This window comes from Stenotrophomonas sp. Pemsol (genome assembly GCF_003586545.1).
Lineage (GTDB): Bacteria > Pseudomonadota > Gammaproteobacteria > Xanthomonadales > Xanthomonadaceae > Stenotrophomonas > Stenotrophomonas sepilia.
The window spans coordinates 1,322,037-1,348,046 of the sequence record NZ_CP025780.1 but is presented as its reverse complement, the minus strand read 5'-3'; the positions used below and the strand labels follow the sequence as shown (position 1 = coordinate 1,348,046).

The window sequence follows — 26,010 nt, the reverse complement described above, 5'->3', positions numbered from 1 at the left end:
ACCGTGGTCGGATCCCTCTCCGCAGGAGAGGGCTCTGACCCGACAACCGTTCGCCGGCCCGCTTCGCCGCGTCACGTGAACGCCCGTGGACGCGGGTGTGGCCGACGCGTGATTCTTCACGTGGCCTTACCGGTCGGAAGCGAATGCTCCGCGCACCCGCCACCGCTTGGAGCTCCCGATGAAAGCCTCTTTCCTGCTGGCCGCCGTCCTGCTGGTCGGCCTGCCCCTGACTGCCAATGCCACCACCCCGCAGCAGCAGCGCATGGCCGAATGCTCGGCCAAGAACAAGGGCTTGAAGGGGGATGCCTACAAGACCGCGCAGAGCTCCTGCCTCAGCGGCCAGGCCGCCGAAACCAAGCCGGTCAATACGCAGCAGGAACGCATGCGCAAATGCAACGCTGACGCAGGCGCGAAGAAGCTGGCCGGCGATGCGCGCAAGACCTTCATGAGCAGCTGCCTGAAGGCGTCGTAACGACGAGTGATGTAGAGCCGAGCCCACGCTCGGCTCTGCCATTAACCCAGGGCGCGCGCCTTCAGCTCGCCCTGTTCGTGCAGGGTCACGAAACGTCCCTTGTCATCACGGCCCAGCTGCGCCAGCGCCACCTGCGGGTCGTGGGTGAAGAACAGCCACACGTTGCGCGCCAGCTTGTCTTCAAGGAACTGCCGTTTCTCGTCGATCAGCAATTCGGCATTGCGGTCATAGCCCATGGTGATCGGCACGTGCACCCATGAACGACCTGGGATGAGGTCGGCACAGAACACCACGCCACCGTGCGCATCTTCACCGGCATGCGCGTGGCCAACGATCTCGGCCAGCATCAGCCCCGGCGTATGCCCATCGCTGTAGCTGAAGCGCACGCTGCGGCCGAGCACCTTCGAGTACTCCCCCTCCACTACTTCCAGGCGGCCACTGGCCTGCAGCAGGCCGGGCAGCTCAGGAATGAAACTGGCCCGATCGCGCGGGTGTGGCCGCACGGCGCGCTGCCAATGCTGCGCACCAACCACATAGGTTGCGTTGGGGAACAGCAGTTCGGGCTCACGCCCTTCGCTCCATGCGGCAAGCAGGCCACCGGCATGATCGAAGTGCAGGTGGCTGAGCACCACCACGTCGATGTCCTCGTGCTCGAAACCCGCTTCGCGCAGTGAATCGATCAGCACGTGCTGGCTTTCCTGCACGCCATAACGCTCGCGCATGCGCGGGTCGAAGAACGCACCGATACCGGTTTCAAACAGTACTGTCTTGCCTTCCAGCGGACTGGCAAGCAGCGCACGGCAGGCCAGCTCGATGCGATTGAGCTCGTCCGGAGCCGCCCATTTTTCCCACAACGCACGCGGCGCGTTGCCGAACATCGCGCCGCCGTCCAGGCGCTGCGAGTTTCCACGAATAGACCAGAGTTTCATGCGTCGATTATCGGCGCCGGACTGTTAAATAATCGCTAGAAAGGAAACAGGAAACGCCGCCGGTTGGCGGGGTCCTGGTGATCTGCCAGATTGCCGGCCAGTGGCCGGCACCGCCACATCAGTGGGCCGGCACGACCTGGGCACTGCCCACCGGATTGCGCGGGTCGCTGCCGCCGAACAGCTTGTTCGCCTTGCGGTCCCATTCCACGGTCTGCAGGTTGCCCCACACGTGGCTGGAACCGCGACCGCCGGCGGCGACATTGCCCGGCAGGTCGATCCTGTGGCCCATCGCCTGCAGCTGCTTCACCGTCGCCGCGTCGAACGCATCGTCCTCGGCTTCGATCAGATCCGGCAGCCACTGGTGGTGGTAGCGCGGCAGCGCGGCAACCTGCTGCGCGTCCAAGCCGGCGTCGTAGCCGAGGATGCCCAGCAGCACCATGGTGATGATGCGGCTGCCACCCGGCGTGCCCAGCACGATCACCTTGTCGCTGTTTTCCATGAAGGTCGGCGTCATCGAGCTGAGCATGCGCTTGCCCGGCTTCGGCGCATTGGCCTCGTAGCCCATCACGCCGAAGGCATTGGGCGTACCCGGCTTCAGCGCGAAATCGTCCATCTCGTTGTTCAGCAGCACGCCGGTGCCCTTGGGAATGAGCCCCGAGCCGTACAGCAGGTTGACGGTCTGGGTGGCGCCGACGCGGTTGCCGTCGCGGTCGATGATCGAGAAGTGCGTGGTCTCGTCGTCTTCCAGCGGCGTCGGATTGCCCGACAGCAGGTCGCTGGGCGTGGCCTTCTCCGGATGGATGGTCGCGCGCAGGCCCTGTGCGTAGTCCTTGCTGGTCAGCACCTTCTGCGGGATCTGCACGAAGTCCGGATCGCCGAGGAAGAAGGTACGGTCGCGGTAGGCACGGCGCATCGACTCCACCACCAGATGGGTGCGGTGCGCCGGGTCCATCTTGTTGATGTCCCAGCCTTCCAGGATCTGCAGCATGCTGGCCAGCGCGATGCCACCGGACGACGGCGGCGGCGCGGTGGTGATCTTCCAGCCGTTGTAGTTGAACACGATCGGCTCGCGCTGCTTCACGCGGTAGCCGGCCAGCTCTTCAGCGGTCCACTTGCCGCCGGCCTGCTTCACGCCGGCCAGCAGCAGCTTTCCGGTCTGGCCCTTGTAGAAGCCATCGAAGCCACCTGCGGCCAGGCGCTCCAGCGTCTGCGCCAGCTCCGGCTGCCTGAACAGGTCACCGCTGGCGATCGGCTTGCCGTTGCGCAGATAGACTTCACGCGTGCCGGGATAGCGCTCCATCACTTCACGGCGCGACGCATAGCCCTTGGCCATGCGGTCGTACACCGGGAAGCCTTCGCGCGCGATGCGGATGGCTGGCTGCAGCGATGCAGACAGCGGCAGCTTGCCGTGCCTGGCCGACAGTTCGACCAGCGCCGCAGGCAGGCCGGGAATACCGGCCGACCACGCACCGTTGACCGAGCGGTCACGGTCGAGGTTGCCCTGCTTGTCGAGGAAGGCCTGCGGTGTAGCGGCGGCCGGTGCGGTCTCGCGCGCGTCCAGCATCACGTCCTTGCCGGTGGCCGCGTCGTGCAGCAGGAAGAAGCCACCACCGCCCAGCCCGGAACTGATCGGCTCGACCACCGCCAGCGTGGACGACACTGCCACCGCGGCGTCGAAGGCGTTGCCGCCCTGCGCCAGAATGTCGATGCCGGCCTGGGTGGCCAGCGCGTGGCCGCTGGCAATGGCTGCGCCGTCGGGGCGCTCGGCACGGGCCGGGCTGTCGGCCCAGGCGATCGGACTCAGCAGCAGGCCGAGCAGCAACAGGGGGCGGACGATCAGCGTCTTCATTCGGATGGGGGCTCCGCATAGAGTTCGGGGTGATCGTGCTGCAGTTGGCGCAGCTTGGCCAGCAGCTGGTCTTCCGTTTCCACGATCTCCGGATCCGGGTCGATGCACTCGACCGGGCAGACGACCACGCACTGTGGCTCGTCGAAATGACCCACGCATTCGGTGCAGCGCGCAGGGTCGATCACGTAGATGGTTTCACCCATCGCAATGGCCTGGTTCGGGCAGGCCGGCTCGCAGACGTCGCAGTTGACGCAGAGCTCGTTGATTTTCAGCGACATGGCGATACTCCTCGCCCGCGCCTTGGGACAAAGGACCGGCCAGCGCGGGCGCGCGGGCCGGTCAGGTCATCAGCGGCGCCCTGGCAGGACGCCGCCCGGGCCATGCCGGAGCATGGCCGCCATGGCTCGGTATTACTTGGCTTCGACGAAAATGTACTCGGCACCGGTCGGCTGGATCGCAGCCTGCACGCGGGCGTTGTCGGCCGACTGGCCGATGAAGACGACGCGCACGCCCTTCATCGAATCCGGCGAAACGTCCTTGAACACGGCCTGGATCATGTCAGCCATCTTGCCCGAGGCCGACGAACCGAAGGCCAGCATGTTGCCCGGCTGCACGCCACGGGCCACGGCCTGGGTCGCGCTCTCGGTCTGGCGCTCGTACTTGGCCTGGAAGTCCGGGTCCGATTCCGGGGAGAGGTAATACAGGAACGGGCTGTTGGTGATGTTGCCCATGTTCTGGATGGCCACTTCCTGCAGGTACTTCTTCCAGCCTGCATCGTCGTCCTTGGCCGGGGCGACCAGGGCCTGCTTGGCCTCGTCGACCGGAGCGGCCTCTTCCTTCTTGCAGGCGGTGAAGGCCAGGGCCAACGAAGCGATCAGCATCGCGCGCATGGTGGTGTTCATGGATTTCCTCCCGGAATGGTGCGTGGTGTTGTACGTAATGGGGTGCAGGTACGGCGGGCTTACGACTGTGCCGCCTTCGCTTCGCGGACCTTGCGCAGGGCTTCGAGCACCGCGGCCGGCACGAAACCGGACACGTCGCCGCCCAGGCGCGCGATCTCGCGGACCAGCGAGGACGAAATGAAGCTGTGCTGCTCGGCCGGGGTCAGGAACAGGGTCTCGACCTCGGGGATCAGGTGGCGGTTCATGCTGGCCATCTGGAATTCGTACTCGAAGTCGGACACCGCGCGCAGGCCGCGCAGCAGCACCCCGCCCTGGACCGAACGTACGAAATGGGCCAGCAGGGTATCGAAGCCGATGACTTCGACATTGCCATGGTGGGCCAGGGCGCCACGCGCCAGCTGCACGCGCTGTTCCAGCGGCAGCGCCGGGCCCTTCGACGGGCTCTGCGCCACGCCGACCACGACCTTTTCGAACAGCGGCGCGGCCCGGCTCACAAGGTCGATGTGACCGTTGGTGATCGGGTCGAACGTGCCGGGATAGACGGCAATGCGGCGGTTGGCCACGGTCATGGGCGGTAGCAGATGTTCAGATGAGGTCAAAGTGTAGCAGTGGCACGGCGGTACAGGGCAAAGCGCACCTCACGGGTGCTGCCCTCGCGGTGCAGCAGCCAGCCCTGCGGCAGCACCGGCACGTGGCCGGCCGGCGATTCCAGGTACAGCCAGGCATCGGCTGCCAGGTGCCGCGGCAGCTGGGCCAGCACGTCCTGCCACAGGCCATCGGCGAATGGCGGGTCGATGAACACCAGATCGGCCTGCTGCGCCTGCGCACCCTGCAGCCAGCGCAGGGCATCGGCCTGCACGACGCTGATCTGGTCGCTGGCCTGCAGCTTGGCCACGGCGGCGGTCAGGTTGCGTCCCAGCTGCGCATCGCGCTCGACCAGGGTGGCGTGGGCGGCACCGCGCGAGACGGCTTCCAGCCCCAATGCGCCGCTGCCTGCGAACAGGTCCAGGACGCGGGCCCCGCCCAGCTTGGGCATCAGCCAGTTGAACAGGGTCTCGCGCACACGGTCGCTGCTGGGCCGAAGCCCCGGCAGGGTCGGCACCGGCAAGCGGGTATTGCGCCAGCGACCGCCGATGATGCGGACCTGGCCGTCGTTGCCCCCACGGCCGCTCATTGGCGCCCCCGGCGGGAGGTATTCAAGAATTTCAGCATGAGTGGGATTGTAGTTCGGCCGGGCTTTGCCCGGCACCCGCAGAGTCCGAAGCAACGGCCGAAGCAACTTCAAAAGCTGGTTTCCTGTGGGTTGGCGGGGCGGGTCAGGTTGTGGGGGACGCCGTAAACCCGTCCATGGGGGCTTGGCCGCGGCATCCATGCCGCGGACGGTGGGGCGGTGTGGGTTGGCAGGACCGTTGGCGCCATGGATGGCGCCATCGAGCCCCCATGGACGGGTTTACGGCGTGTCCTGCCAACCCACACCACCCCGCCATCCCAAGGATAGCCCGCTGTTGCTATTGCTGTTGCTGTTGCTTCGGCCCCGGCGGGTGCAGGGCTGCAAGCCCGGCCGAACAACCCCCTTGATTTCGGGACAATCACCCCTACCCCTTGGCGAGGCCGCACGCGCTGGCGCGGCATTGCACATGGAGCCCTATCGATGACCGAGACCACCCAGACCGAAACCCTTGGCTTCCAGACCGAAGTCAAGCAACTGCTGCAGCTGATGATCCACTCGCTGTACTCCAACAAGGAAATCTTCCTGCGCGAGCTGGTCTCCAACGCCGCCGATGCCGCCGACAAGCTGCGCTTCGAGGCCCTGACCCAGCCGGCCCTGCTGGAAGGTGACGGCGAGCTGCGCGTGCGCGTCAGCTTCGACGCCGCCGCCCACACCATCACCATCGAAGACAACGGCATTGGCATGAGCCGCGCCGAGGCGATTGCCCACCTGGGCACGATTGCAAAATCCGGCACCGGCGACTTCCTGCGGCAGCTGTCCGGCGACCAGAAGAAGGATTCGCAGCTGATCGGCCAGTTCGGCGTCGGCTTCTACAGCGCTTTCATCGTCGCCGACGAAGTGGAAGTGACCTCGCGCCGCGCCGGCCTGGCTGCGGCCGAAGGCGTGCGCTGGACCTCGCGTGGCGAAGGCGATTTCGAAGTGGCCACCGTCGACAAGGCCGAGCGCGGTACCCGCATCGTGCTGCACCTGAAGGACGGCGAGCACGACTTCGCCGATGGCTGGCGCCTGCGCAGCATCCTCAAGAAGTACTCGGACCACATCGGTCTGCCGATCCAGATGCCGAAGGAAGGTGGCGAAGAAGGCGCCGCCGTCGAGTGGGAGACCGTCAACCGCGCCAGCGCGCTGTGGACCCGCCCGCGCACCGAGATCAGCGACGCCGAGTACACCGAGTTCTACAAGCACGTAGCGCACGACCATAGCGACCCGCTGGCGTGGAGCCACAACAAGGTCGAGGGCAAGCTGGAGTACACCTCGCTGCTGTACGTGCCCGGCCGCGCGCCGTTCGACCTGTACCACCGCGATGCGCCCAAGGGCCTGAAACTGTACGTGCAGCGCGTGTTCGTGATGGACCAGGCCGAGCAGTTCCTGCCGCTGTACCTGCGCTTCATCAAGGGCGTGGTCGATTCCAACGACCTGTCGCTGAACGTCTCGCGCGAGATCCTGCAGTCCGGCCCGGTCATCGATTCGATGAAATCGGCGCTGACCAAGCGTTCGCTGGACATGCTGGAGAAGCTGGCCACCGACAAGCCCGAGCAGTACGCCACGTTCTGGAAGGAGTTCGGCCAGGTGCTGAAGGAAGGCCCGGCCGAGGACTACAACAACCGCGAGAAGGTGGCCGGCCTGCTGCGCTTCGCCTCCACCCGTGGCGACGGCGATGCGCAGAGCGTGTCGCTGGCCGATTACATCGGCCGCATGACCGAAGGCCAGGACAAGATCTACTACCTCACCGGCGAGAGCTACAGCCAGGTACGCAACAGTCCGCACCTGGAAGTGTTCCGCAAGAAGGGCGTGGAAGTGCTGCTGCTGACCGACCGCATCGACGAGTGGCTGATGGGCTACCTGACCGATTTCGACGGCAAGGGCTTCGTCGACATCGCCCGTGGCGATCTCGACCTGGGCGCACTGGAAACCGATGCGGACAAGCAGGCACAGGAAGCGGCAGCAAAGGACAAGCAGGGCCTGGTCGAGCGGCTCAAGACGGTCCTGGGTGACGAAGTGGCCGAGGTGCGCGTGTCGCACCGCCTGACCGATTCGCCGGCGGTGCTGGCCATCGGCGAGCAGGACCTGGGCCTGCAGATGCGCCAGATCCTGGAAGCCAGCGGGCAGAAGGTGCCGGACAGCAAGCCGGTGCTGGAGATCAACCCGGGCCATCCGCTGATCGCCAAGCTCGACGCCGAAGCCGATGGCGCGCGCTTCGACGACCTCGGCCGGGTGCTGTTCGACCAGGCCGCGCTGGCCGCCGGTGACAGCCTGAAGGATCCGGGTGCCTATGTGGCGCGCCTGAACAAGCTGCTGCTGGAGCTGTCGGCCTGATCGAGGCGGTGGTCGCCGGGCATGGCCCAGCGGTGCCTTGGTAGAGGCCAACCTTGGTTGACGCCCCCAAAAGCGTGCCAACCAAGGTTGGCACCTGCCAGGGCGGGTAAGCATGCCAACCAGGGTTGGCACCCACCAGGGGCGGCGGTTCGCGCCTGCCGAGGGGGCTCAGGCTTCCCGATCCAGCAGCGAACCCAGCAACGGGTCCTGGCGGCGGATCACCGAGGCATTGGCGGCGAAGGCCACCACCTCGGCTTTCGCCGCCAGCAGATCTCCCAGCGGTGCACCCACATCAGCGCCGGCGGCAGTCACCGAGGCCTGCACCCCACCCTGTCCAGTGGCACCGCGCTGCAACTGCAGGCGCTGCGCATCGGGGGTGGCCAGATTGGCCACGTTGTGCGCTGCCACCTGCACGCCCTGCTGGGCCGCACGCATCCCGCCGAGGGCGATTCCCATCACGTTGTTCATGGCGGTCTCCGGGCCGCTCCGCGCAACCCTCCGGACCGGTTAACGGCCGGCCGGCCGCGACCTTGAGTCCACATCGGCCCGACAGGCCCGAGTGGTAGCATATCCCTCTGATTTCAGCGCCTTTTGCCAATGCTCAGTTTTTTCCGCCGCAAGAAGCCCCAGGATGCCCCCACCACGGAGGCGTCCAAGACCCAGCACTACTCGGCTGAAGAGCTGGCGGCGGCGTTCCCGTCGGCCGCCCCGGCCGAAGACGCACCCACCGCCGCGGTGGTCGAAGCCAATGCACCCGCACCTGCACCGGAATCGGCCCCGGTCGCCGAAGTGCCGGCCGTGCCAGCTGCGCAGCCGGCCACCGCGCCCGAGGACGTCCAGAATGAAGCGCTCGCTGCGGCCGCTGTGCTGGCTCCTCTGGCTCCGGTCATTCCGGTCGAGGAACCCACCGCCCCGGCCACCGACCTGCCTGCGCTGGTGGATGCCCCTCCGGCGCCCGCCGGCAAGCCCGGCTGGCGCGAGCGCCTGCGCAACAGCGTCATCGCGCGCAGCTTCGGCGGCCTGTTCTCGCGCAACCCCAAGCTCGACGACGATCTGCTGGACGAGCTGGAAACCGCCCTGATCACCGCCGACGTCGGCGTGGGCGCCACCACCGATCTGGTCGAGGGCCTGCGCAAGCGCATGAAGTCGCGCCAGTTCGCCGACGCCAATGCGCTGCTGGCCGCGCTGCGCGCCGAGCTGATCGCGATCCTGCAGCCGGTGGCCAAGCCGCTGGTGATCGACCGCAATGCCAAGCCCTTCGTAGTGCTCACCGTCGGCGTCAACGGCGTCGGCAAGACCACCACCATCGGCAAGCTGGCCAAGCGCTTCAAGGATGACGGCCACAGCCTGATGCTGGCTGCCGGCGATACCTTCCGCGCCGCCGCCGTGGCCCAGCTGCAGGCCTGGGGCGAGCGCAACGGCGTGGCCGTGGTTGCGCAGGGGCAGAACGCCGATGCCGCTTCGGTGGCATTCGACGCGCTGCAGGCCGGCAAGGCCCGCGGCACCTCGGTGCTGATCGCCGATACCGCCGGCCGCCTGCACACCCAGTCCGGGCTGATGAACGAGCTGGGCAAGATCCGCCGCGTGCTCGGCAAGATCGACCCCACCGCCCCGCACGAGGTGCTGATGGTGATCGACGGCACCACCGGCCAGAACGCGCTGTCGCAGCTGCGCCAGTTCAATGCCGCAGTGAACGTGACCGGCCTGGTGGTGACCAAGCTGGACGGCACCGCCAAGGGCGGCGTGGTGTTCGCACTGGCCCGCGAGTTCGGCATTCCGATCCGCTTCGCCGGCATTGGCGAGCGCCCGGAAGACCTGCGTGTATTCGACCCGGAAGCCTTCGTCGACGCCCTGCTGCCCGAAGCATTGGGCGCCTGATACACCGTGCAGCCACGCATGGCGTGGCTCTACTGCGATCTGGTAGAGCCACCCCATGGGTGGCTGCCTCCTTCCGGAACACTCATGCCCCGCCAGCCGCACGCCAGCGCCGACACTGCCAAGGAAGACGACTTCGTCGCCCGCCTGCTGCACTGGTTCGACGACCACGGTCGCCATGACCTGCCCTGGCAGCACCCGCGCAGCCCCTATCGGGTCTGGTTGTCGGAGATCATGCTGCAGCAGACCCAGGTGGCCACGGTCATCCCGTACTTCCAGCGGTTCCTGCAGCACTTCCCAACCCTGCCCGAGCTCGCCGCCGCCAGCAATGACGCGGTGATGGCGCAGTGGGCCGGGCTCGGCTACTACGCCCGCGCACGCAACCTGCATGCCGCCGCAAAGCGCTGCGTGGAACTGCACGACGGCGACCTGCCGCGCGATTTCGATGCATTGCATGCCCTGCCCGGCATCGGCCGCAGCACCGCCGGTGCGATCCTCAGCCAGGCATGGAACGATCGGTTCGCGATTCTCGACGGCAACGTCAAGCGCGTGCTCAGCCGCTACCACGGCATCGACGGCTTTCCCGGCCTGCCGGCCATCGAGAAACAACTGTGGGCGATTGCCCAGGCGCACGTCGCGCAGGTGCCGGCCGGGCGCATGGCCGATTACACCCAGGCGCAGATGGATCTGGGCGCGACGGTATGCAGCCGGGCCAAGCCGGCCTGCGTGATCTGCCCGCTGCAGAACGCGTGCGTGGCGCGGCGCGAAGGCCGCACCACTGAACTGCCCACGCCCAAGCCCAGCAAGACCCTGCCCGAACGCGAAGCGGTCGCCCTGCTGCTGCGCGACGCCCAGCAACGCGTGCTGCTGCAGAAGCGGCCGGACACCGGCATCTGGGCGCAGCTGTGGACGCTGCCGCAGGCCGAGGCCGGCAGCGACCTGCAGGACTGGTTCGACGCACATGTCGACGGCTCGCTGGAAGATGCAGAGGAACTGCCGGTGCTGCAGCACACCTTCAGCCACTACAGGCTGCACCTGCAGGTATTGTCACGGAAGGTGCGCGGCCTGCGTGTGGAAGAACCCACGCTGCGCTGGGTCGCCAACGACGAGCTACCCGCATTGGGCCTGCCGGCACCGATCCGCAAACTGCTCGACGGCGCCACGATCAAGACGCCGAAACGAAATTCCAGCAAACCCCATAACCACGAGTGAATGCCATGCCCCGAACCGTCTTCTGCCAGTACGAACAACGCGATGCCGAGGGCCTGGACTTCGTGCCCTACCCCGGCGAGCTGGGCCAGCGCATCTTCAACAACATCGGCAAGCAGGCCTGGGCCGCGTGGCTGGCCCACCAGACCATGCTGATCAACGAGAACCGGCTGTCGCCGCGCACGCCGGAACATCGTGCGTTCCTTGAAGGCGAACTGGTCAAGTTCCTGTTCGAGAAGGACGCGGAAAAGCCGGCCGGCTTCACCCCGGAAACCTGACAACCCAAAAGGGGACGGAGGGGATTAAGTCGTTTGTGCCACAAACGACTTAATCCCCTCCGTCCCCTTTTTCGATCATTTCGCCGGTGCGGTGTTTTCCTCGCGCTCCTGCACCTGCGCCTGGCGCAGCTCCTGCTCGGACGCGCGCAGCGCCTTCACATCCAGCTTGCGGATGCTGTTGATGAAGCACGGCAGGCGCGGGCCGCCGGTGGGGTCGCGTACCAGCACTTTGTCAAAGCGCGACGACACACGGCCCATGCTGCTGGTCAGACCGATGGCGGTCGCATACGGCAGGTCCTGGCAGGGACCATTCAACTCCAGCAGATAGGCTTCGCTGGGACGGGTCCACACCGCCAGCGCACTGTCGCCCAGCTCGGTCCAGCCATTGAGGCTGCCAAAGAACTGCATGTCGTTCTGCGGCGCGCCGGCGTGGGCACGGTACAGATCCAGTTTCTCGGTACTGCTGAGCCGGCCGGTCGTCGCACAGGCGGCCAGTGCCAGGCAGAGTCCGGCCATCAGGATCGGGGTCTTCATGGCGATCTCCTCGGGGAACTGTCGCCATCATGCGCCTGGGCTGGCAACGCCGGCGCGACGGCTCGCGCCCCATTCAGCCGCCGGTCGGCGGCTACTGGCCGGACCACGGGAGACGCCAACCTTGGTTGGCGCTTGCCCTGCAGGAGCAGCCGACCAAGGCCGGCCTCTACCAAAGCGGTCCCAGCGCTCAGACGTCGGCGTGGGCCAGCGCGTGCAGGCGCCCTTCGCGCAGCTCCAGCACCCGGTCCAGGCGCCGCGCCAGGCTGCGGTCGTGGGTCACCAGCACCAGGCTGGTATGGCGCGCGCGGTTGAGTTCCAGCATCAGCTCGAACACGGTGCCGGCGGTGCGGTCATCCAGGTTGCCGGTCGGCTCGTCGCCGAGCACGCAGGCCGGATGGTTGACCAGCGCACGCGCCACTGCGGCACGTTGGCGTTCGCCGCCGGACAGCTCGCCCGGCTTGTGGTCCAGGCGATGGCCGAGGCCGACCGCTTCCAGCAGCGTGGTCGCCCGGCTGCTCGCCTCGGCCACGGCCGTGCCGGCCAGCAGCACCGGCATCATCACGTTTTCCAGCGCGGTGAATTCCGGCAGCAGGTGGTGAAACTGGTAGACGAAGCCCAGCGCCTGGTTGCGCAGCAGACCGCGCGCGGTATCCGACAGCGCCGACATGCGCTGGCCGGTCACATACACTTCGCCGGCAGTCGGAATGTCCAGGCCGCCCAGCAGGTGCAGCAGCGTGCTCTTGCCGGCACCGGAGGCACCGATGATCGCCACCGTCTCGCCAGCAGTCACGGTCAGGTCCAGCCCATCGAACACCGGCGTCTGCATGCGCCCTTCGGCATAGGTCTTGCCCAGCGCTTCGGCGCGGATCACTTCATCGCCGCGGTTGACGACCTTATTCATAACGCAGGGCCTCCGCCGGCTGGGTGCGTGCTGCCCGCCAGGCGGGATACAGGGTGGCCAGGAAGCTCATCAGCAGCGCGACCACTGTGATCGCCACCACGTCGCCGGTCTGCATGTCGGTCGGCAGGCCGGTGATGTAGTACACATCCTCCGGCAGCAGCTTGACGTTGAACACGCTCTCGATGGCGCCGAGGATGCGTTCCAGGTTGAGGGTCAGGGTGATGCCACCGATCAGGCCGGCCAGCGTGCCGAAGATGCCGATCAACGAGCCTTGCACCATGAACACCTGCATCACTCCGCCCGGGGTCAGGCCCAGGGTGCGCAGGATGGCAATGTCGGCCTGCTTGTCGGTCACCAGCATCACCTGCGAGGACACCAGGTTGAAGGCTCCCATGGCGATGATCAGCGACAGCAGGATGCCCATCACCACCTTCTCCATGCGCAGCGAGTGGTAGAGGTTGGCGTTCTGCTGCGTCCAGTCACTCACGCGGTAGGCGCCACCGAGGCTCTGCGCCAGGTCCACGCCTACTTCCAGCGAACGGTCCATGTCGTGCAGCTTCAGCCGCACGCCGGTGGCGCCGTCGCTACGCAGCACGCGCTCAAGGTCCTGCATGTTGGCGAAGCCGACGCCGCGATCGACCTCGTTGTACCCGGCCTCGAAGATGCCGCTGACGGTGAAGCGCTTCATCCGTGGCACCGCACCAGCCGGCGTGCCCTGCACTTCGGCAAAGGTCACCAGCACCTGGTCGCCAACGTCCACGCCCAGCCAGATCGCCAGCTCCTTGCCCAGCAGCAGGTTGAAGCTGCCCGGCTTGAGGCTGTCATAGCTGCCCTTGGTGACCTTCCTGTCGATCACCGAGACGTTCGGCTCCAGCGCCGGATTGATGCCCTGGATGATCGCGCCCTGCACGCGCGGGCCGCTGATCATCGACTGGATCTCGATGTACGGCGCGGCACCCGCCACGCGCGGATCCTTGCGGGCGACATCAACCACCCGCATCCAGTCCGGCATCGGCTCGCCGTCGCGGCTGATGGTGGTATGGGCGGTCATCTGCAGCAGGCGGCTGCGGATTTCCTTCTGGAAACCGCTCATCACCGCCAGAGTGGTGATCAGCACCGTAACGCCGAGCGCGATGCCCAGGATCGATGCCATCGAGATGAAGGAGATGAAGCCGTTGCGGCGCTTGGCGCGCAGGTAGCGCAGGCCAATGGCCACGGGAATGGGTTTGAACATGCAGGCACGCCGGTCAATTCAGCTTATGGTGCCATCGACCGGGGCTGACGGGAAACGCTGCGTGCGGCCACGGCCAGTCGCAGTTCACGTCGCTGCCCGGAATCGAGCACATCCGGCCAGAACAGCAGGCGCCGGCGGCGCCGATCCTCACGCCACAGCAACAACAGCCATGGGCCACGCACCACCAGCCTTGGCGTATCGACGTCCCGCCCGGCCACCTGCAGTGGCCCGGGAAGCGGAGGCAGAAGCACCTGCACGCGCGGCCGGCGCTGGCGCCAGGCCAGTTCGGCCAACCCGACGCCCCAGGCCAGCAGCAGCGCGGGCATCAGCAGCCGCGCAGGCAGATCGGAGGCACGCAGCAACCAGGGGGCGGCCAGCAGCACCACGACCTGGGCGGCGGCCTGCAGCCGCGAGGGGCGCCACTCAAGGCTTGAGGGCGAGGATCTTCTGCATGAGGGGGATCGCGTGCGCATGCGGGCAGGCCTCATAGCCCATGAACCAGCGCCACAACTTATCGTCCTCGCAGTCGAGCAGGAACAGGAAAACCTCGCGCTCTTCGGTCGGCGCAGTGCGCCATTCGTGGTCCAGGTAGCGGCCAAACAGCTGGTCCAGTTCTCGCATGCCGCGGCGGCAGCGCCAGCGCAGCTTCTTCAGCAGGACATCGTCTTCCATCGTGCTTCTCCAGATACAGCAAAGCCACGCATGGCGTGGCTCTACTGGGTGGTGCAGCCTCGCGTGGCGTGGCTCCACCGGGTACTGCCAGGCCTGTATCAGGCGCGGCGCTCCATCATCAGCTTCTTGATCTCGGCGATCGCCAGCGCCGGGTTCAGGCCCTTCGGGCAGGTGCGGGCGCAGTTCATGATGGTGTGGCAGCGGTACAGCTTGAACGGATCTTCCAGATCGTCCAGGCGCGCGCCGGTGTCCTCATCGCGCGAGTCGATGATCCAGCGATAGGCCTGCAGCAGGATCGCCGGGCCCAGGTAACGCTCGCCGTTCCACCAGTAGCTCGGGCAGCTGGTCGAGCAGCAGGCGCACAGGATGCACTCATACAGGCCGTCGAGCTTCTTGCGGTCTTCCGGCGACTGCAGGCGCTCACGGTCCGGCGGTGCCGGGGTCTGGGTGCGGATCCACGGCTTGATCGAGGCGTACTGCGCGTAGAAGTGGGTCAGGTCCGGAACCAGATCCTTGACCACGTTCATGTGCGGCAACGGGTAGATCGGCACTTCCTTCTTGCCGCAGTCCGAGATGGCTCGGGTGCAGGCCAGGGTGTTGGTGCCGTCGATGTTCATCGCGCACGAACCACAGATGCCTTCGCGGCAGGAGCGGCGGAAGGTCAGGGTCGGGTCGATCTCGTTCTTGATCTTGATCAGGGCGTCCAGGACCATCGGGCCACAGGCGTCCAGATCGACTTCATAGGTATCGGTGCGCGGGTTGCTGTCGTCGTCCGGACTCCAGCGGTAGATCTTGAAGGTGCGCACATTCTTGCCGCCGTTCTTGACGGGGAAGTGCTTGCCCTTCGTGATCTTGGAATTCTTGGGGAGTGAAAACTCGGCCATGGCTGCTCTCGTTGGCTCAGGCGGCCCGCGCCCGTGGGCGCGGATTGCATGGTAGGCGGGGTCGGATCAGTACACGCGCGGCTTCGGCGGCACCACGGACACGTCGTCGGTCAACGTGTACATGTGCACCGGACGGTAGTCGAAGCTGCACTTGCCCTTCTCGTCGACGCTGACCAGGGTGTGCTTCTGCCAGTTGACGTCGTCGCGGTCCGGATAGTCCTCGTGCGCATGCGCACCACGGCTTTCCTTGCGCTGTTCAGCCGAGTTGATCGTCGCCACCGCGTTGAGCAGCAGGTTGTTCAGCTCGTAGGTCTCGATCAGGTCCGAGTTCCAGACCAGCGAACGGTCGGAGACCTTCACGTCCTGGAACGAGTCGAAGATCTTGTCCATCTTCTCGCAGCCTTCCTTCAGCGTCTGGCTGGTGCGGAAGACGGCCGCGTCGGCCTGCATGGTGCGCTGCATGCGGTCGCGGATGACCGAGGTCGGGGTATCGCCGTTGGCGTGGCGCAGCTTGTCCAGCAGGCCCAGCGCCTTGTCGCAGGCATCGGCCGGCAGCGGCTTGTGCGCGGCGCCCGGCTTGATGGTCTCGGCGCAGCGGTTGGCCACCGCACGGCCGAACACCACCAGGTCGAGCAGCGAGTTCGAGCCCAGGCGGTTGGCGCCGTGCACGGACACGCAGGCCGCTTCGCCGATGGCGTACAGCCCCGGCACCACGGCGTTGTCGTTGTCGCCGACCTTCTGCACCACTTCACCGTGGTAGTTGGTCGGGATGCCGCCCATGTTGTAGTGCACGGTCGGAATGACCGGGATCGGCTGCTTGTGCACGTCGACGCCGGCGAAGATGCGGGCGCTCTCGGCGATGCCCGGCAGCTTCTCGTCGATCACGCCCGGGCCGAGGTGGGTCAGGTCGAGCAGGATGTGATCCTTGTGCTCGCCGACGCCGCGGCCTTCGCGGATCTCGATGGTCATCGAACGGCTGACCACGTCGCGCGAGGCCAGGTCCTTGTAGTGCGGTGCATAGCGCTCCATGAAGCGCTCGCCGCTGCTGTTGCGCAGGATGCCGCCTTCACCGCGGACACCCTCGGTGATCAGGCAGCCGGCGCCGTAGATGCCGGTCGGGTGGAACTGCACGAACTCCATGTCCTGCATGGCGATGCCGGCACGCATGGCCAGGCCGCCACCGTCGCCGGTGCAGGTGTGCGCCGAGGTAGCGCTGAAGTAGGCACGGCCGTAGCCGCCGGTGGCCAGCACCACGCCCTGGGCGCGGAACAGGTGCAGCGTGCCATCGGACATGTCCAGGGCCAGCACGCCGCGGCAGGCGCCTTCGTCGTCGAAGATCAGGTCGAGCGCGAAGTACTCGATCATGAAGCGCGCATCGTGCTTCAGCGACTGCTGGTACAGGGTGTGCAGCATCGCGTGGCCGGTACGGTCGGCCGCCGCGCAGGTACGCTGCGCCGCCGGGCCTTCGCCGTACTTGGTGGTCATGCCACCGAACGGACGCTGGTAGATCTTGCCTTCGGCGGTGCGCGAGAACGGCACGCCGTAGTGTTCGAGTTCGATGATGGCCGGGATGGCCTCACGGCACATGTACTCGATGGCGTCCTGGTCACCCAGCCAGTCCGAACCCTTGATGGTGTCGAAGAAGTGGTAGCGCCAGTCGTCCTCGCCCATGTTGCCGAGTGCGGCCGAAATACCGCCCTGGGCGGCGACGGTGTGCGAACGGGTCGGGAAGACCTTGGTCAGGCACACGGTCTGCAGGCCCTTGGCGGCCAGGCCGAACGTGGCGCGCAGGCCGGCACCGCCGGCGCCGACCACGACCATGTCGTACTTGTGTTCGGTGATCTTGTAAGCGGACATCTAATCTGGATTCCTGTGTAGGTGCCTGGGCTCAGGCAACGCCGAGGGCGATGCGGCCCACCGCAAACACACTGACGATCATGCCGAGCACGGCGACGAACTTCACCGCGGTCTGCAGCACCAGGGCCAGCAGCGATTCGTGGATGTAGTCTTCCAGCACGACCTGCATGCCGAGCTGCGCGTGCCAGAACATGGCGATCAGCAGGCCGATCAGCGGCACTGCATTCCACGGCTTGGCCACGGTGGCGGCGGCGGTCGCGTAATCCGAGCCCAGCAGGCCCAGTACGAAGACCAGGAACCAGATGCCCAGCACCACCAGCGCGGCGGCGGTCAGGCGCTGGTGCACGAAGTGCTCGGTGCCGGTCTTGGCCGAGCCCAGGCCGCGCACGTTCTTCAGCGGGGTACGGAACTTGCTCACGCGGCACCTCCGAACATCACATAGGCCCACACCAGCAGGGTGATCACCAGGCTGCCGATGACCGACAGCCAGCTGCTGCGGATGAAGGCAGGGATGCTGAAGCCGATGGCGAAGTCCTGCACTACATGGCGGATGCCATTGCACAGGTGATAGGCGAACGACCATGTCCACGCGAACAGGAACACGCGGCCATACCAGGCCCCGGCATGGCCGGTGAAGCAGTTCCAGGACTCGGGCCCCATCATCAGGGCCAGCAGGCCGGCAGCGATGATGAGGGCACCAACAGACAGAAAGATGCCAGTGGCTCGATGCAGGATCGAGGTGGCCATCTGAATCTGCCAGCGATACACCTGAAGGTGCGGGGAAAGTGGGCGTTGTCTGGTCGCCATTCGCTGGGCTCGTTGTCTCGGCTGGGCGGCACGCGGCCGCGTTGGCTCAATGCTGATCAGAAATCGATGCAGCGTCCGTTTTTCTCCCAATCGCCATACCGCACCGGATCAAGTCCGCCGCGGCCGCCGAATTCCTCTGCTTTTTCCTGTTCCACGGGCACGGGTGCCGCGGGGACCAGCGGGGCTTCAGATTCGTCGTCGGGAGTGGGGGTTGTTTGGCCTATCATGTTCGGTCTCGCAACGCACAAATTTTAGACCTCGTTCACGTGCCTGACAACCTGCCCCCTGCTTTCGTCGGATATCCGCGCCTGCCCGGCCACCAGCTGCTGAGCCTGCAGGGCCCGGATGCGGCCGCCTTCGCCCACGCCCAATTCAGCAGCGATGTCACCGCCCTGCCCCTGCTGCACTGGCAGTGGAGCGCCTGGCTGAGTGCCAAGGGCCGCACCCTGGCAGTGTTCCAGCTGCTCCGGCTGGCCGACGATCACGTGATGCTGGTGCTGGCCGACGGCGATGCCGATGCGATTGCGTCGCAACTGCAGCGCTTCGTGTTCCGTCGCAAGGTGAAGGTACAGGTGCGCAGCGATCTGGCCGTGGCCGGTGCGTTCACTGCACCCGAGGCTGCCAGCGGCGCCGCGATCGCGCTCGCTGCAGGTGACGGCTGGGAGCTGGACCTGGGCAGCGACGCCCTGCCGCGCACCCTGCGCATCGGGGCGGCGGCTGCCGTTGCATCCGGCAGCGAAACCGATGAGGCCACCTTCGCCCTCGCCTGGCGCCAGGCCGACCTGCGCTACGGATTGCCGCGCCTGGACGAAAGCCAGCGCGAAGTGTGGACCCCGCAGCAGCTGGGCCTGGACCGCCTGAATGGCTACAGCGTGAAGAAAGGCTGCTACCCGGGCCAGGAAATCGTCGCCCGCACCCACTTCCTCGGCAAGGCCAAGCGCGCGGTGCAGCTGCTGCATACTGCGGCACCGGCACAGGCCGGCGATGGCGTGCTGCAGGACGGCGCGACGCTGGGCACGATCGCCAGCGTAGCCGGTGACCTGGCGCTGGCGGTGCTGCCGCTGGAGGCTGGCGACGCCGAGCTGCAGGTGGGTGATGCCATTGCGCAGCGCGTGCCGCTGCTGGATGGCCTGGCCCGCTGAATCTGACGCGCCCTCATCCACGCATGGCGTGGATCTACTGACCGACCCGGTGGGTGCGGACCGTTGGTCCGCACTGCAACGAAGTAGCCGAGCATGGGCTCGGCTCTACAGAATCAGAGCCGCTCGCCGCTCTCTGCGTTGAAGAAATGCAGGCCCTGCGGGTGAATCGCCACGCGGATCTGCTCGCCCACTGCTGGCAGCGACTGTGGTGCCACGCGCATGGTCAGCGCGTGCTGGCCACTGCTCATGTTGACGAAGATCTCGTTGCCGACCGGTTCGATGCCTTCGATGCGCGCGGTGAATGCATGCGCATCATCGGCAGCCGCCGGCTGCAGGTGCTCCGGGCGCACGCCCACCGCGATCGGCTTCTGCAGCCATGCCGGATCGATCGTCGCCTGGCCCAGGGGGGCACGCCATTCGCCGTCGACCACGCTCACGCCGCCGGCATCGCCCTGCAGCGTGCCGCGCAGCACGTTCATCGCCGGGCTGCCGAGGAAACCGGCCACGAACAGGTTGGCCGGGCGGTCGTAGAGCGCCATCGGCGTATCGATCTGCTGGATGATGCCGTCCTTCAGCACCACGATGCGCTGGCCCAGGGTCATCGCTTCAACCTGGTCGTGCGTCACGTAGATCATGGTGGTGCCCAGCTTGCGGTGCAGCTGCGCGATCTCGGTGCGCACGCTGTGGCGCAGCTTGGCGTCGAGGTTGGACAGCGGCTCGTCGAGCAGGAACACCGCCGGCTCGCGCACCAGCGCCCGGCCCAGTGCCACGCGCTGACGCTGGCCACCGGACATCGCCTTGGGCAGCTTGTCCATCATCTCGGTCAGGCCCAGCGTCTGCGCGGCTTCGGCGATGCGCTTGTCGATGGTTGCCTTGTCATGCCCGCGCAGCTTCAGGCCGAAGGCCAGGTTCTCGGCCACGGTCATGTGCGGATACAACGCGTAGCTCTGGAACACCATGGCGATGTCGCGATCCTTCGGCGCCACGTCGTTGACCACGCGATCACCAATGGTCAGCGTGCCACCGCTGATCTCTTCCAGGCCCGCCACCATCCGCAACAGGGTCGACTTGCCACAGCCGGACGGACCGACCAGCACCATCAGCTCGCCATCGGCGACCTCGAAGGTGGCGTCCTTCACCGCGACCTGGCCGTTGTCATAGACCTTGCGCACACCCTGCAACTGCACTTTTGCCATATCACCTATCCGGTCCGCCCGAAGCCGGGCTGTCTTTTGGGACTGCCTCGGCCCTCCCGATGGCAGTGATGATTGCGCGCCTGCCGCATGACGGCGAGCACTGCAATCGAATACAGTTGCCCATTCTGCCATGTAAACGTTTTCACGTGGCACTATCCGATGATCGGTGCGCACCGATCTGCGTCGGCGGTTGAACGAAGGTTCCGCCGAGGTAGTGGTTTCGAATGGAACGGTCTTCCGCAACCCCGGAGATCGCCCCTGACGAACCTCGGACAGGCAGTTGCGCGGATGTCCCCCGAACCCAGCCATGAAGCGATTGACAACGATGTCACCCGGATCTGAAACTCGAGCGATGCACGACACCCTCTTCCTGTTCGGTGCCACAGGTGATCTGGCCCAGCGCTACCTGTTCCCTTCGCTGCTTCGCCTGCTTGGCGACGGCCTGCTGCCGGAGGACTTCCGCATCCGCGCACTGGCCCTGTCCGGGCATGACACCGAAGCCTTCCATGACATCCTGCGGCCGCGCCTGCAGCAGGCCATGCCGATGGCCACGCAGGACGACATCGCTGCCCTGCTGCGCCGCATCGACTACCGTTCGGTGGACCTGCGCGACGTCGACTCGGTTGCCGCTGCGGTCTCCGACCTGGTGCACCGCAAGTGCGTCAGCTACCTCGCCATTCCGCCGGGCCTGTACATTTCCACCTGCGAAGGCCTGGCCAAGGGCGGCGCCCTCGCCGCGCCGGCACGCCTGATGCTGGAGAAGCCGATCGGCAGCGACAGCGAGAGCGCCGAGGAAATCATCAGCACCATCGGCCAGTGGATCGACGAGGACCGCGTGTTCCGCCTCGACCACTACCTGGGCAAGGCGGCAGTGCAGAACCTGATCGCGCTGCGCTTCGGCAATACGCTGCTGGAAGCGGTGTGGAACCGCAACTACATCGAATCGGTGCACATCCTGGTTGCCGAGAGCGAAGGCGTGGACGGCCGTGACGCCTACTACGCCCGCTCCGGCGCGCTGCGCGACATGGTGCAGAGCCACATCCTGCAGCTGCTGTGCATGGTGGCGATGGAGCCGCCGGCGTCGCTGGAAGCCGACCGCATCCGCGACGAGAAGGTCAAGGTGCTGCGCGCCCTTCGCCCGCTCGACGCGAAGCACGCCGCGCGTGACAGCATCCGCGGCCGCTACACCGCTGGCACCATCAACGGCCAGCCGGCGCAGGCTTACCAGCCGCCGGAAGGCAGCGACGTGGAAACCTTCGCCGGTGTCACCGCGCATATCGACAACTGGCGCTGGAGCGGCGTGCCGTTCCATCTGGTCACCGGCAAGCGCCTGCCCGAGCGCACCACCCGCGTGGTGGTCACGCTGAAGCCGGTCACCCATTGGCTGTTCGAGCGCCCGCAGCGCGCGCAGGCCGCACCGAACCGCCTGGTGTTCCAGCTGCAGCCGCAGGAAAACATCGAACTGGGCCTGATGAGCAGCCTGGCCGGCCCGGAATGGGGCGCGCTGGAACTGCATCCGCTGGAACTGGAACTGTCAGTGCCAACCGGCCTGCATCGCCGCATCGCTTACGAGCGCCTGTTCCTGGATGCCTTCAATGGCAATCACACGCTGTTCGTGCGCGACGACGAAGTGCGTGCAGCGTGGGCCTGGATCGACAGCGTCGCCGACGCGTGGAAGGACGCCAAGCTGCCGCTGGAGCCCTACCCCGCCGGCCAATGGGGCCCGAGCAATGCCGGCGAGTTCCTGCCGCAGGGCGTGGACGCACCGGACAGCGGAGCGTCTGCATGAGCGCCAGCTCGCAGCCGGTGCTGGTGGCCGACATCGGCGGCACCAACGCCCGCTTCGCCCTGGCCGATACCTCGCAGGACGCGCCGCTGCGGAAGGACAGCATCCGCGAATACGCGGTGGCGGAGTTCCCTTCGCTGGGTGATGCCGCGCGCCACCACCTGGAACAGATCGGCGCCAGCGCAAGCCGCGGCGTGTTCGCAGTGGCCGGTCGCGTTGATGGCGATGAAGCGCGCATCACCAACCATCCGTGGGTGATCTCGCGCAACCGCACCGCAGCGATGCTCGGTTTCGACGAACTGCACCTGATCAACGACTTTGCCGCACAGGCGATGGCGATCTCACTGCTGCAGCCCGAGGACGTGGTCCAGGTCGGCGGTGCCGCCTGGGTTCCGGGCAAGCCGGGCCAGCCGCGCAACTACGCAGTGATCGGGCCGGGTACCGGCCTCGGCGTGGGCGGCCTGATCATGCGCCACGGCCGCTGCTATCCGCTGGAAACCGAAGGCGGCCATGTCAGTTTCCCGCCGGGAACTCCGGAAGAGATCCGCATCCTCGAGATCCTGTCCGAACAGTTCGGCCGCGTCTCCAACGAGCGCCTGATCTGTGGCCCTGGCCTGGTCAACATCCACCGCGCCGTGTGCGAGATGGCCGGTATCGACCCGGGCCAGCTGCAGCCGGTGGACGTGACCGCCCGTGCCCTGCACGGTGATCCGCAGGCAATGCGCACCGTGGACGTGTTCTGCGCCGTGTTCGGCGCCATCGCCGGTGACCTGGTGCTCACCCAGGGCGCCTGGGATGGCGTGTTCCTGACCGGAGGCCTGACCCCGAAGATGCTCGATTCGCTGCAGCACTCCGGTTTCCGCCAGCGCTTCGAACACAAGGGCCGCTTCTCCTCGATCATGGCGCGCGTGCCCTCGTTGGCGGTGATGCATCCCCACGCCGGACTGCTGGGCGCCGCCGCCTATGCCACCGACGCCGAACGTGACGCACCAGGAGTTGCCGCATGAACCCCAGCTTCCACGACAACCGCATCGAGTTCATCCAGCACAGCGACGCCGACGGCTGGATCGAAGCGGTGGCCGCTGAGATGGCACGCACCCTCAACCACGACATCAATGAAGTGGGCCGCGCCCGCATCCTGTTGTCCGGCGGCACCACGCCGGCCCCGGTCTACCAGGCACTGGCCGAGCTGGACGTGCACTGGGACCGGGTTGAAGTGAGCCTGGCCGACGAGCGCTGGCTGTCGCCGCAGGATCGCGACAGCAACGCTTGGCTGGTGCGCGAGCACCTGCTCAAGCGCACCGAGGGCGCCCACTTCGATCCGCTGGTACGGATCGGCAAGCCACTGCCCGAATGCGTGTACACCGCCAACCTGCAGGCGCAGCACAGCCAGCCGCCGAGCCTGGTAGCGCTGGGCATGGGCAACGACGGGCACACCGCCTCGCTGTTCCCGGGCTCGAAAGACCTCGCACGCGCACTGGAAAGTACCCTGCCCTATGCCGCGCTGGATGCCACCGGCTGCCCAGGCGCGAACCAGTGGCCGCTGCGCATCACGCTGACCCCGCACGGCCTGCGCCAGTGCCGCCAGCGCCTGCTGCTGCTGCGTGGCAAGCAGAAGCTGCAGGTACTGCGCCAGGCGCTGGACAGCAACGACGCCCAGCAGTACCCGATCCTCAATGCGATCAACCTGGAAGGCGCGCGCCTGCGCGTCCACTGGGCTGATTGATGTCGGCGGCGGCGCCGTGCCGCCGCTTGCCTCTCGCCACCATGAACGCCGGTAGCCAATGAGCCTCCATCCTCAACTGCAAGCCATCACTGAGCGCGTCATCCGCCGCAGCGCCGCCTCGCGCGCCGCCTATCTGGCCGCGATCGATGCCTCCCTGCGTGAGGGCCCGTTCCGCAGCCGCCTGAGTTGCGGCAACCTCGCCCACGGGTTCGCCGCCTGCGGCGGCACCGACAAGAGCCGCCTGCGCGGCGGCGTGACGCCGAACCTGGGCATCATCACCGCCTACAACGACATGCTGTCGGCCCACCAGCCGTTCGAGACCTATCCCGAACAGATCCGCGACATCGCCCGCGAGCTGGGCGCCACCGCACAGGTCGCCGGCGGCGTCCCTGCGATGTGCGACGGTGTCACCCAGGGCCGTGGTGGCATGGAGCTGTCGCTGTTCTCGCGCGATGTCATTGCCCAGGCCACGGCCATCGGCCTCAGCCATGACATGTTCGATACCACCGTCTACCTCGGCGTGTGCGACAAGATCGTGCCGGGCCTGCTGATCGGTGCGCTGGCCTTCGGCCATCTGCCGGCGGTGTTCGTACCGGCCGGCCCGATGACCCCGGGCATCCCGAACAAGCAGAAGGCCGAAGTGCGCGAGCGCTACGCCGCCGGTGAGGCCACCCGCGAGGAGCTGCTGGAAGCCGAGTCCGCGTCGTACCACGGTGCGGGCACCTGCACCTTCTACGGCACGGCCAACTCCAACCAGGTGCTGCTGGAAGCCATGGGCGTGCAGTTGCCGGGCGCATCGTTCGTCAATCCGGGCACGCCGCTGCGCGACGCCCTGACCCGCGAGGCAACCGAACGCGCGCTGGACATCACCGCACTGGGCGACGACTTCCGCCCGCTGGGCCGGATCATCGACGAGCGCGCGATCATCAACGCGGTCATCGCGCTGATGGCCACTGGCGGTTCGACCAACCACACCATCCACTGGATCGCGGTGGCGCGTGCGGCCGGCATCGTGCTGACCTGGGACGACTTCGACGAACTGTCGCAGCTGATTCCGCTGCTGGCCCGTGTCTACCCGAACGGCGAGGCCGACGTGAACCGTTTCGCGGCCGCTGGCGGCCCGGCCTTCGTGTTCGGCGAGCTGATCAAGGCGGGCCTGATGCACGGCGATCTGGTCAGCGTCGCGCGTGGCGGCATGTCCGACTATGCGCGCGAGCCGCAACTGCGTGACGGCCGGCTGGTCTACCTGCCGGGCCTGGAACACAGCGCCGATGACGAAGTGGTTCGTGGCGTCGACAATCCGTTCGAGCACCAGGGTGGCCTGCGCCTGCTGCGTGGCAACCTCGGCAAGTCGCTGATCAAGCTGTCGGCGGTGAAACCGCAGTACCGGACGATCGAAGCACCTGCGGTGGTGGTCGATGCACCGCAGGTATTGAACAAGCTGCACGCCGGTGGCCTGCTGCCGCAGGACTTCGTGGCGGTGGTGCGCTACCAGGGCCCGCGTGCCAACGGCATGCCCGAACTGCATTCGCTGGCACCGCTGCTGGGCCTGCTGCAGAACCAGGGCCGGCGCGTGGCGCTGGTCACCGACGGCCGCCTGTCCGGTGCGTCGGGCAAGATCCCGGCGGCCATCCATGTGACGCCGGAAGCGGCGCGTGGTGGCCCGCTGGCCAAGGTCCGCGAGGGCGACATGATCCGCCTCGACGGCGAGGCCGGCACGCTGGAAGTGCTGGTGGACGCGGCGGAATGGGCAGCACGTCCGCTGGCGCCGAACACCGCGCCGGCCGCGCATGACCTGGGCCGCAACCTGTTCGCGATCAACCGTCGCGTGGTGGGCCCGGCCGACCAGGGCGCGATTTCGATTTCGTGCGGGCCGGCGGCGGCCGATGGCGGGCCGTGGGAGTACGACGCGGAGTATGAGCTGGGGCACGATGCCGCAGCGGCGGCGGCGCCGCATGAGGCGAAAGACGCCTGACGCGAAAAGCCGCGACAGGCTTCCCGGCTTGGGCAGTAGAGCGCCCTGGCCGGGACACGCCGTAAACCCCCTACGGGGCCGGCCCAACCGCTGGCGGTTGGGCGTTCGGGCGCTTGCAAAGCGGTGCTTCGCAAGCAAAGCGCCCTCACCCATGGGGGCTCGATCGCGGCATTCATGCCGCTCACAGTCCCGGCCAGGGCGCTCTACTGCCCTTGGACAATTCCCGGCGCGTCATTTG

Annotated in this window: 28 protein-coding genes; 10 read left to right on the top strand and 18 right to left on the bottom strand. The window is 66.9% G+C overall.

Annotated elements, in window-relative coordinates; translation table 11 throughout:
• Positions 1–178 precede the first annotated feature (178 nt).
• Positions 179–472: a PsiF family protein gene (locus tag PEM_RS06275; protein WP_005416148.1), complete on the top strand. Its 294-nt coding sequence runs from the start codon at positions 179–181 to the stop codon at positions 470–472.
• A 41-nt stretch (positions 473–513) separates the two neighbouring features.
• Here the strand turns inward: PEM_RS06275 and PEM_RS06270 are convergent, their stop codons facing one another.
• From PEM_RS06270 to rsmD, 6 genes are all read right to left on the bottom strand, one after another.
• Positions 514–1,401 (bottom strand): MBL fold metallo-hydrolase, encoded by an 888-nt coding sequence (locus PEM_RS06270; protein WP_111129097.1) that lies wholly within the window; start codon positions 1,399–1,401, stop codon positions 514–516.
• A gap of 118 nt (positions 1,402–1,519) precedes the next feature.
• A complete protein-coding gene (gene ggt / locus PEM_RS06265; protein WP_111129099.1) occupies positions 1,520–3,250 on the bottom strand; it encodes a gamma-glutamyltransferase in 1,731 nt (576 codons plus the stop codon).
• Positions 3,247–3,528 (bottom strand): YfhL family 4Fe-4S dicluster ferredoxin, encoded by a 282-nt coding sequence (locus tag PEM_RS06260; protein ID WP_004153175.1) that lies wholly within the window; start codon positions 3,526–3,528, stop codon positions 3,247–3,249. Before PEM_RS06260 ends, ggt begins: the two co-directional genes overlap by 4 nt.
• A 132-nt stretch (positions 3,529–3,660) precedes the next feature.
• The gene (locus PEM_RS06255) at positions 3,661–4,152 is read right to left on the bottom strand and encodes a hypothetical protein (RefSeq protein WP_005409092.1); all 492 of its coding nucleotides are present in this window, start codon (positions 4,150–4,152) and stop codon (positions 3,661–3,663) included.
• A 59-nt stretch (positions 4,153–4,211) separates the two neighbouring features.
• Complete coding sequence (gene coaD / locus PEM_RS06250) at positions 4,212–4,721, bottom strand: pantetheine-phosphate adenylyltransferase (RefSeq protein ID WP_005416145.1); 510 nt, start codon at positions 4,719–4,721, stop codon at positions 4,212–4,214.
• A 26-nt stretch (positions 4,722–4,747) separates the two neighbouring features.
• Positions 4,748–5,326: a 16S rRNA (guanine(966)-N(2))-methyltransferase RsmD gene (rsmD, locus tag PEM_RS06245; RefSeq protein ID WP_111129101.1), complete on the bottom strand. Its 579-nt coding sequence runs from the start codon at positions 5,324–5,326 to the stop codon at positions 4,748–4,750.
• A gap of 477 nt (positions 5,327–5,803) precedes the next feature.
• Between rsmD and htpG the strand changes: the two genes are divergently transcribed.
• A complete protein-coding gene (gene htpG / locus PEM_RS06240) occupies positions 5,804–7,696 on the top strand; it encodes a molecular chaperone HtpG (RefSeq protein ID WP_111129105.1) in 1,893 nt (630 codons plus the stop codon).
• A 168-nt stretch (positions 7,697–7,864) separates the two neighbouring features.
• On the opposite strand, the gene PEM_RS06235 is transcribed toward htpG, so the two are convergent.
• Positions 7,865–8,164, bottom strand: coding sequence for a hypothetical protein (locus tag PEM_RS06235; RefSeq protein WP_065185205.1), 300 nt, complete (start codon positions 8,162–8,164; stop codon positions 7,865–7,867).
• Between the two features lie 129 nt (positions 8,165–8,293).
• On the opposite strand from PEM_RS06235, the gene ftsY reads away from it, so the two are divergent.
• The 3 genes from ftsY (at position 8,294) to PEM_RS06220 (ending at position 11,058) form a co-directional block, all read left to right on the top strand.
• Positions 8,294–9,574: a signal recognition particle-docking protein FtsY gene (gene ftsY, locus PEM_RS06230; RefSeq protein ID WP_111129107.1), complete on the top strand. Its 1,281-nt coding sequence runs from the start codon at positions 8,294–8,296 to the stop codon at positions 9,572–9,574.
• 84 nt (positions 9,575–9,658) lie between these two features.
• Entirely contained in the window at positions 9,659–10,783 is a 1,125-nt protein-coding gene (mutY, locus tag PEM_RS06225; RefSeq protein ID WP_005416140.1) for an A/G-specific adenine glycosylase, read from the top strand.
• A 5-nt stretch (positions 10,784–10,788) separates the two neighbouring features.
• Positions 10,789–11,058 carry an oxidative damage protection protein gene (locus PEM_RS06220; protein ID WP_005416139.1) on the top strand — a complete coding sequence of 90 codons (270 nt, stop codon included), beginning with the start codon at positions 10,789–10,791 and terminating at the stop codon, positions 11,056–11,058.
• A gap of 75 nt (positions 11,059–11,133) precedes the next feature.
• Here PEM_RS06220 and PEM_RS06215 read toward each other — a convergent pair whose 3' ends face one another.
• The 10 genes from PEM_RS06215 to PEM_RS06170 all read right to left on the bottom strand — a co-directional run bounded on the left by PEM_RS06215 (position 11,134) and on the right by PEM_RS06170 (position 18,174).
• Positions 11,134–11,592: a DUF6491 family protein gene (locus tag PEM_RS06215; protein WP_005416138.1), complete on the bottom strand. Its 459-nt coding sequence runs from the start codon at positions 11,590–11,592 to the stop codon at positions 11,134–11,136.
• A gap of 187 nt (positions 11,593–11,779) precedes the next feature.
• Entirely contained in the window at positions 11,780–12,493 is a 714-nt protein-coding gene (lolD, locus tag PEM_RS06210) for a lipoprotein-releasing ABC transporter ATP-binding protein LolD (protein ID WP_032954095.1), read from the bottom strand.
• Positions 12,486–13,727 carry a lipoprotein-releasing ABC transporter permease subunit gene (locus tag PEM_RS06205; protein WP_111129109.1) on the bottom strand — a complete coding sequence of 414 codons (1,242 nt, stop codon included), beginning with the start codon at positions 13,725–13,727 and terminating at the stop codon, positions 12,486–12,488. The genes lolD and PEM_RS06205 overlap by 8 nt, the downstream gene beginning before the upstream one ends.
• 23 nt (positions 13,728–13,750) lie before the next feature.
• On the bottom strand, positions 13,751–14,200 hold the full coding sequence (locus tag PEM_RS06200) for a hypothetical protein (RefSeq protein ID WP_095377449.1): 450 nt from the start codon (positions 14,198–14,200) through the stop codon (positions 13,751–13,753).
• Positions 14,151–14,399 (bottom strand): succinate dehydrogenase assembly factor 2, encoded by a 249-nt coding sequence (locus PEM_RS06195; protein ID WP_005416134.1) that lies wholly within the window; start codon positions 14,397–14,399, stop codon positions 14,151–14,153. The genes PEM_RS06200 and PEM_RS06195 overlap by 50 nt, the downstream gene beginning before the upstream one ends.
• Positions 14,400–14,497: 98 nt before the next feature.
• Positions 14,498–15,283 (bottom strand): succinate dehydrogenase iron-sulfur subunit, encoded by a 786-nt coding sequence (locus tag PEM_RS06190; RefSeq protein WP_005409079.1) that lies wholly within the window; start codon positions 15,281–15,283, stop codon positions 14,498–14,500.
• A gap of 66 nt (positions 15,284–15,349) precedes the next feature.
• The gene (gene sdhA / locus PEM_RS06185) at positions 15,350–17,140 is read right to left on the bottom strand and encodes a succinate dehydrogenase flavoprotein subunit (protein WP_014036803.1); all 1,791 of its coding nucleotides are present in this window, start codon (positions 17,138–17,140) and stop codon (positions 15,350–15,352) included.
• A 31-nt stretch (positions 17,141–17,171) separates the two neighbouring features.
• Positions 17,172–17,558, bottom strand: a complete 387-nt coding sequence (gene sdhD / locus PEM_RS06180) for a succinate dehydrogenase, hydrophobic membrane anchor protein (protein ID WP_111129111.1) — start codon at positions 17,556–17,558, stop codon at positions 17,172–17,174.
• Positions 17,555–17,947 (bottom strand): succinate dehydrogenase, cytochrome b556 subunit, encoded by a 393-nt coding sequence (gene sdhC / locus PEM_RS06175; RefSeq protein ID WP_005416132.1) that lies wholly within the window; start codon positions 17,945–17,947, stop codon positions 17,555–17,557. The genes sdhD and sdhC overlap by 4 nt, the downstream gene beginning before the upstream one ends.
• 56 nt (positions 17,948–18,003) lie before the next feature.
• Positions 18,004–18,174, bottom strand: a complete 171-nt coding sequence (locus tag PEM_RS06170; protein ID WP_005409075.1) for a DUF1674 domain-containing protein — start codon at positions 18,172–18,174, stop codon at positions 18,004–18,006.
• Positions 18,175–18,213: 39 nt separating this feature from the next.
• Here PEM_RS06170 and PEM_RS06165 point away from each other — a divergent pair, with 39 nt between their 5' ends.
• Positions 18,214–19,089 carry a folate-binding protein YgfZ gene (locus PEM_RS06165; RefSeq protein ID WP_111129113.1) on the top strand — a complete coding sequence of 292 codons (876 nt, stop codon included), beginning with the start codon at positions 18,214–18,216 and terminating at the stop codon, positions 19,087–19,089.
• A gap of 113 nt (positions 19,090–19,202) precedes the next feature.
• Here PEM_RS06165 and ugpC read toward each other — a convergent pair whose 3' ends face one another.
• Positions 19,203–20,285: a sn-glycerol-3-phosphate ABC transporter ATP-binding protein UgpC gene (ugpC, locus tag PEM_RS06160; protein WP_065179413.1), complete on the bottom strand. Its 1,083-nt coding sequence runs from the start codon at positions 20,283–20,285 to the stop codon at positions 19,203–19,205.
• Positions 20,286–20,637: 352 nt separating this feature from the next.
• On the opposite strand from ugpC, the gene zwf reads away from it, so the two are divergent.
• The 4 genes from zwf to edd are packed head-to-tail and all read left to right on the top strand — an operon-like array spanning position 20,638 to position 25,772.
• On the top strand, positions 20,638–22,074 hold the full coding sequence (zwf, locus tag PEM_RS06155; protein WP_005416129.1) for a glucose-6-phosphate dehydrogenase: 1,437 nt from the start codon (positions 20,638–20,640) through the stop codon (positions 22,072–22,074).
• On the top strand, positions 22,071–23,078 hold the full coding sequence (glk, locus tag PEM_RS06150; RefSeq protein WP_005416128.1) for a glucokinase: 1,008 nt from the start codon (positions 22,071–22,073) through the stop codon (positions 23,076–23,078). Before zwf ends, glk begins: the two co-directional genes overlap by 4 nt.
• On the top strand, positions 23,075–23,797 hold the full coding sequence (gene pgl, locus PEM_RS06145; RefSeq protein WP_005416127.1) for a 6-phosphogluconolactonase: 723 nt from the start codon (positions 23,075–23,077) through the stop codon (positions 23,795–23,797). Before glk ends, pgl begins: the two co-directional genes overlap by 4 nt.
• Before the next feature lie 58 nt (positions 23,798–23,855).
• A complete protein-coding gene (gene edd, locus PEM_RS06140; RefSeq protein ID WP_005416126.1) occupies positions 23,856–25,772 on the top strand; it encodes a phosphogluconate dehydratase in 1,917 nt (638 codons plus the stop codon).
• Positions 25,773–26,010 lie beyond the last annotated feature (238 nt).

Bases quoted from the DNA above. Each gene is read 5' to 3' on its own strand.
- PEM_RS06275 (WP_005416148.1), top strand. From the start codon at position 179: ATGAAAGCCTCTTTCCTGCTGGCCGCCGTCCTGCTGGTCGGCCTGCCC.
- PEM_RS06270 (WP_111129097.1), bottom strand. From the start codon at position 1,401: ATGAAACTCTGGTCTATTCGTGGAAACTCGCAGCGCCTGGACGGCGGC.
- ggt (WP_111129099.1), bottom strand. From the start codon at position 3,250: ATGAAGACGCTGATCGTCCGCCCCCTGTTGCTGCTCGGCCTGCTGCTG.
- PEM_RS06260 (WP_004153175.1), bottom strand. From the start codon at position 3,528: ATGTCGCTGAAAATCAACGAGCTCTGCGTCAACTGCGACGTCTGCGAG.
- PEM_RS06255 (WP_005409092.1), bottom strand. From the start codon at position 4,152: ATGAACACCACCATGCGCGCGATGCTGATCGCTTCGTTGGCCCTGGCC.
- coaD (WP_005416145.1), bottom strand. From the start codon at position 4,721: ATGACCGTGGCCAACCGCCGCATTGCCGTCTATCCCGGCACGTTCGAC.
- rsmD (WP_111129101.1), bottom strand. From the start codon at position 5,326: ATGAGCGGCCGTGGGGGCAACGACGGCCAGGTCCGCATCATCGGCGGT.
- htpG (WP_111129105.1), top strand. From the start codon at position 5,804: ATGACCGAGACCACCCAGACCGAAACCCTTGGCTTCCAGACCGAAGTC.
- PEM_RS06235 (WP_065185205.1), bottom strand. From the start codon at position 8,164: ATGAACAACGTGATGGGAATCGCCCTCGGCGGGATGCGTGCGGCCCAG.
- ftsY (WP_111129107.1), top strand. From the start codon at position 8,294: ATGCTCAGTTTTTTCCGCCGCAAGAAGCCCCAGGATGCCCCCACCACG.
- mutY (WP_005416140.1), top strand. From the start codon at position 9,659: ATGCCCCGCCAGCCGCACGCCAGCGCCGACACTGCCAAGGAAGACGAC.
- PEM_RS06220 (WP_005416139.1), top strand. From the start codon at position 10,789: ATGCCCCGAACCGTCTTCTGCCAGTACGAACAACGCGATGCCGAGGGC.
- PEM_RS06215 (WP_005416138.1), bottom strand. From the start codon at position 11,592: ATGAAGACCCCGATCCTGATGGCCGGACTCTGCCTGGCACTGGCCGCC.
- lolD (WP_032954095.1), bottom strand. From the start codon at position 12,493: ATGAATAAGGTCGTCAACCGCGGCGATGAAGTGATCCGCGCCGAAGCG.
- PEM_RS06205 (WP_111129109.1), bottom strand. From the start codon at position 13,727: ATGTTCAAACCCATTCCCGTGGCCATTGGCCTGCGCTACCTGCGCGCC.
- PEM_RS06200 (WP_095377449.1), bottom strand. From the start codon at position 14,200: ATGCGCACGCGATCCCCCTCATGCAGAAGATCCTCGCCCTCAAGCCTT.
- PEM_RS06195 (WP_005416134.1), bottom strand. From the start codon at position 14,399: ATGGAAGACGATGTCCTGCTGAAGAAGCTGCGCTGGCGCTGCCGCCGC.
- PEM_RS06190 (WP_005409079.1), bottom strand. From the start codon at position 15,283: ATGGCCGAGTTTTCACTCCCCAAGAATTCCAAGATCACGAAGGGCAAG.
- sdhA (WP_014036803.1), bottom strand. From the start codon at position 17,140: ATGTCCGCTTACAAGATCACCGAACACAAGTACGACATGGTCGTGGTC.
- sdhC (WP_005416132.1), bottom strand. From the start codon at position 17,947: ATGGCGACCAGACAACGCCCACTTTCCCCGCACCTTCAGGTGTATCGC.
- PEM_RS06170 (WP_005409075.1), bottom strand. From the start codon at position 18,174: ATGATAGGCCAAACAACCCCCACTCCCGACGACGAATCTGAAGCCCCG.
- ugpC (WP_065179413.1), bottom strand. From the start codon at position 20,285: ATGGCAAAAGTGCAGTTGCAGGGTGTGCGCAAGGTCTATGACAACGGC.
- zwf (WP_005416129.1), top strand. From the start codon at position 20,638: ATGCACGACACCCTCTTCCTGTTCGGTGCCACAGGTGATCTGGCCCAG.
- glk (WP_005416128.1), top strand. From the start codon at position 22,071: ATGAGCGCCAGCTCGCAGCCGGTGCTGGTGGCCGACATCGGCGGCACC.
- pgl (WP_005416127.1), top strand. From the start codon at position 23,075: ATGAACCCCAGCTTCCACGACAACCGCATCGAGTTCATCCAGCACAGC.
- edd (WP_005416126.1), top strand. From the start codon at position 23,856: ATGAGCCTCCATCCTCAACTGCAAGCCATCACTGAGCGCGTCATCCGC.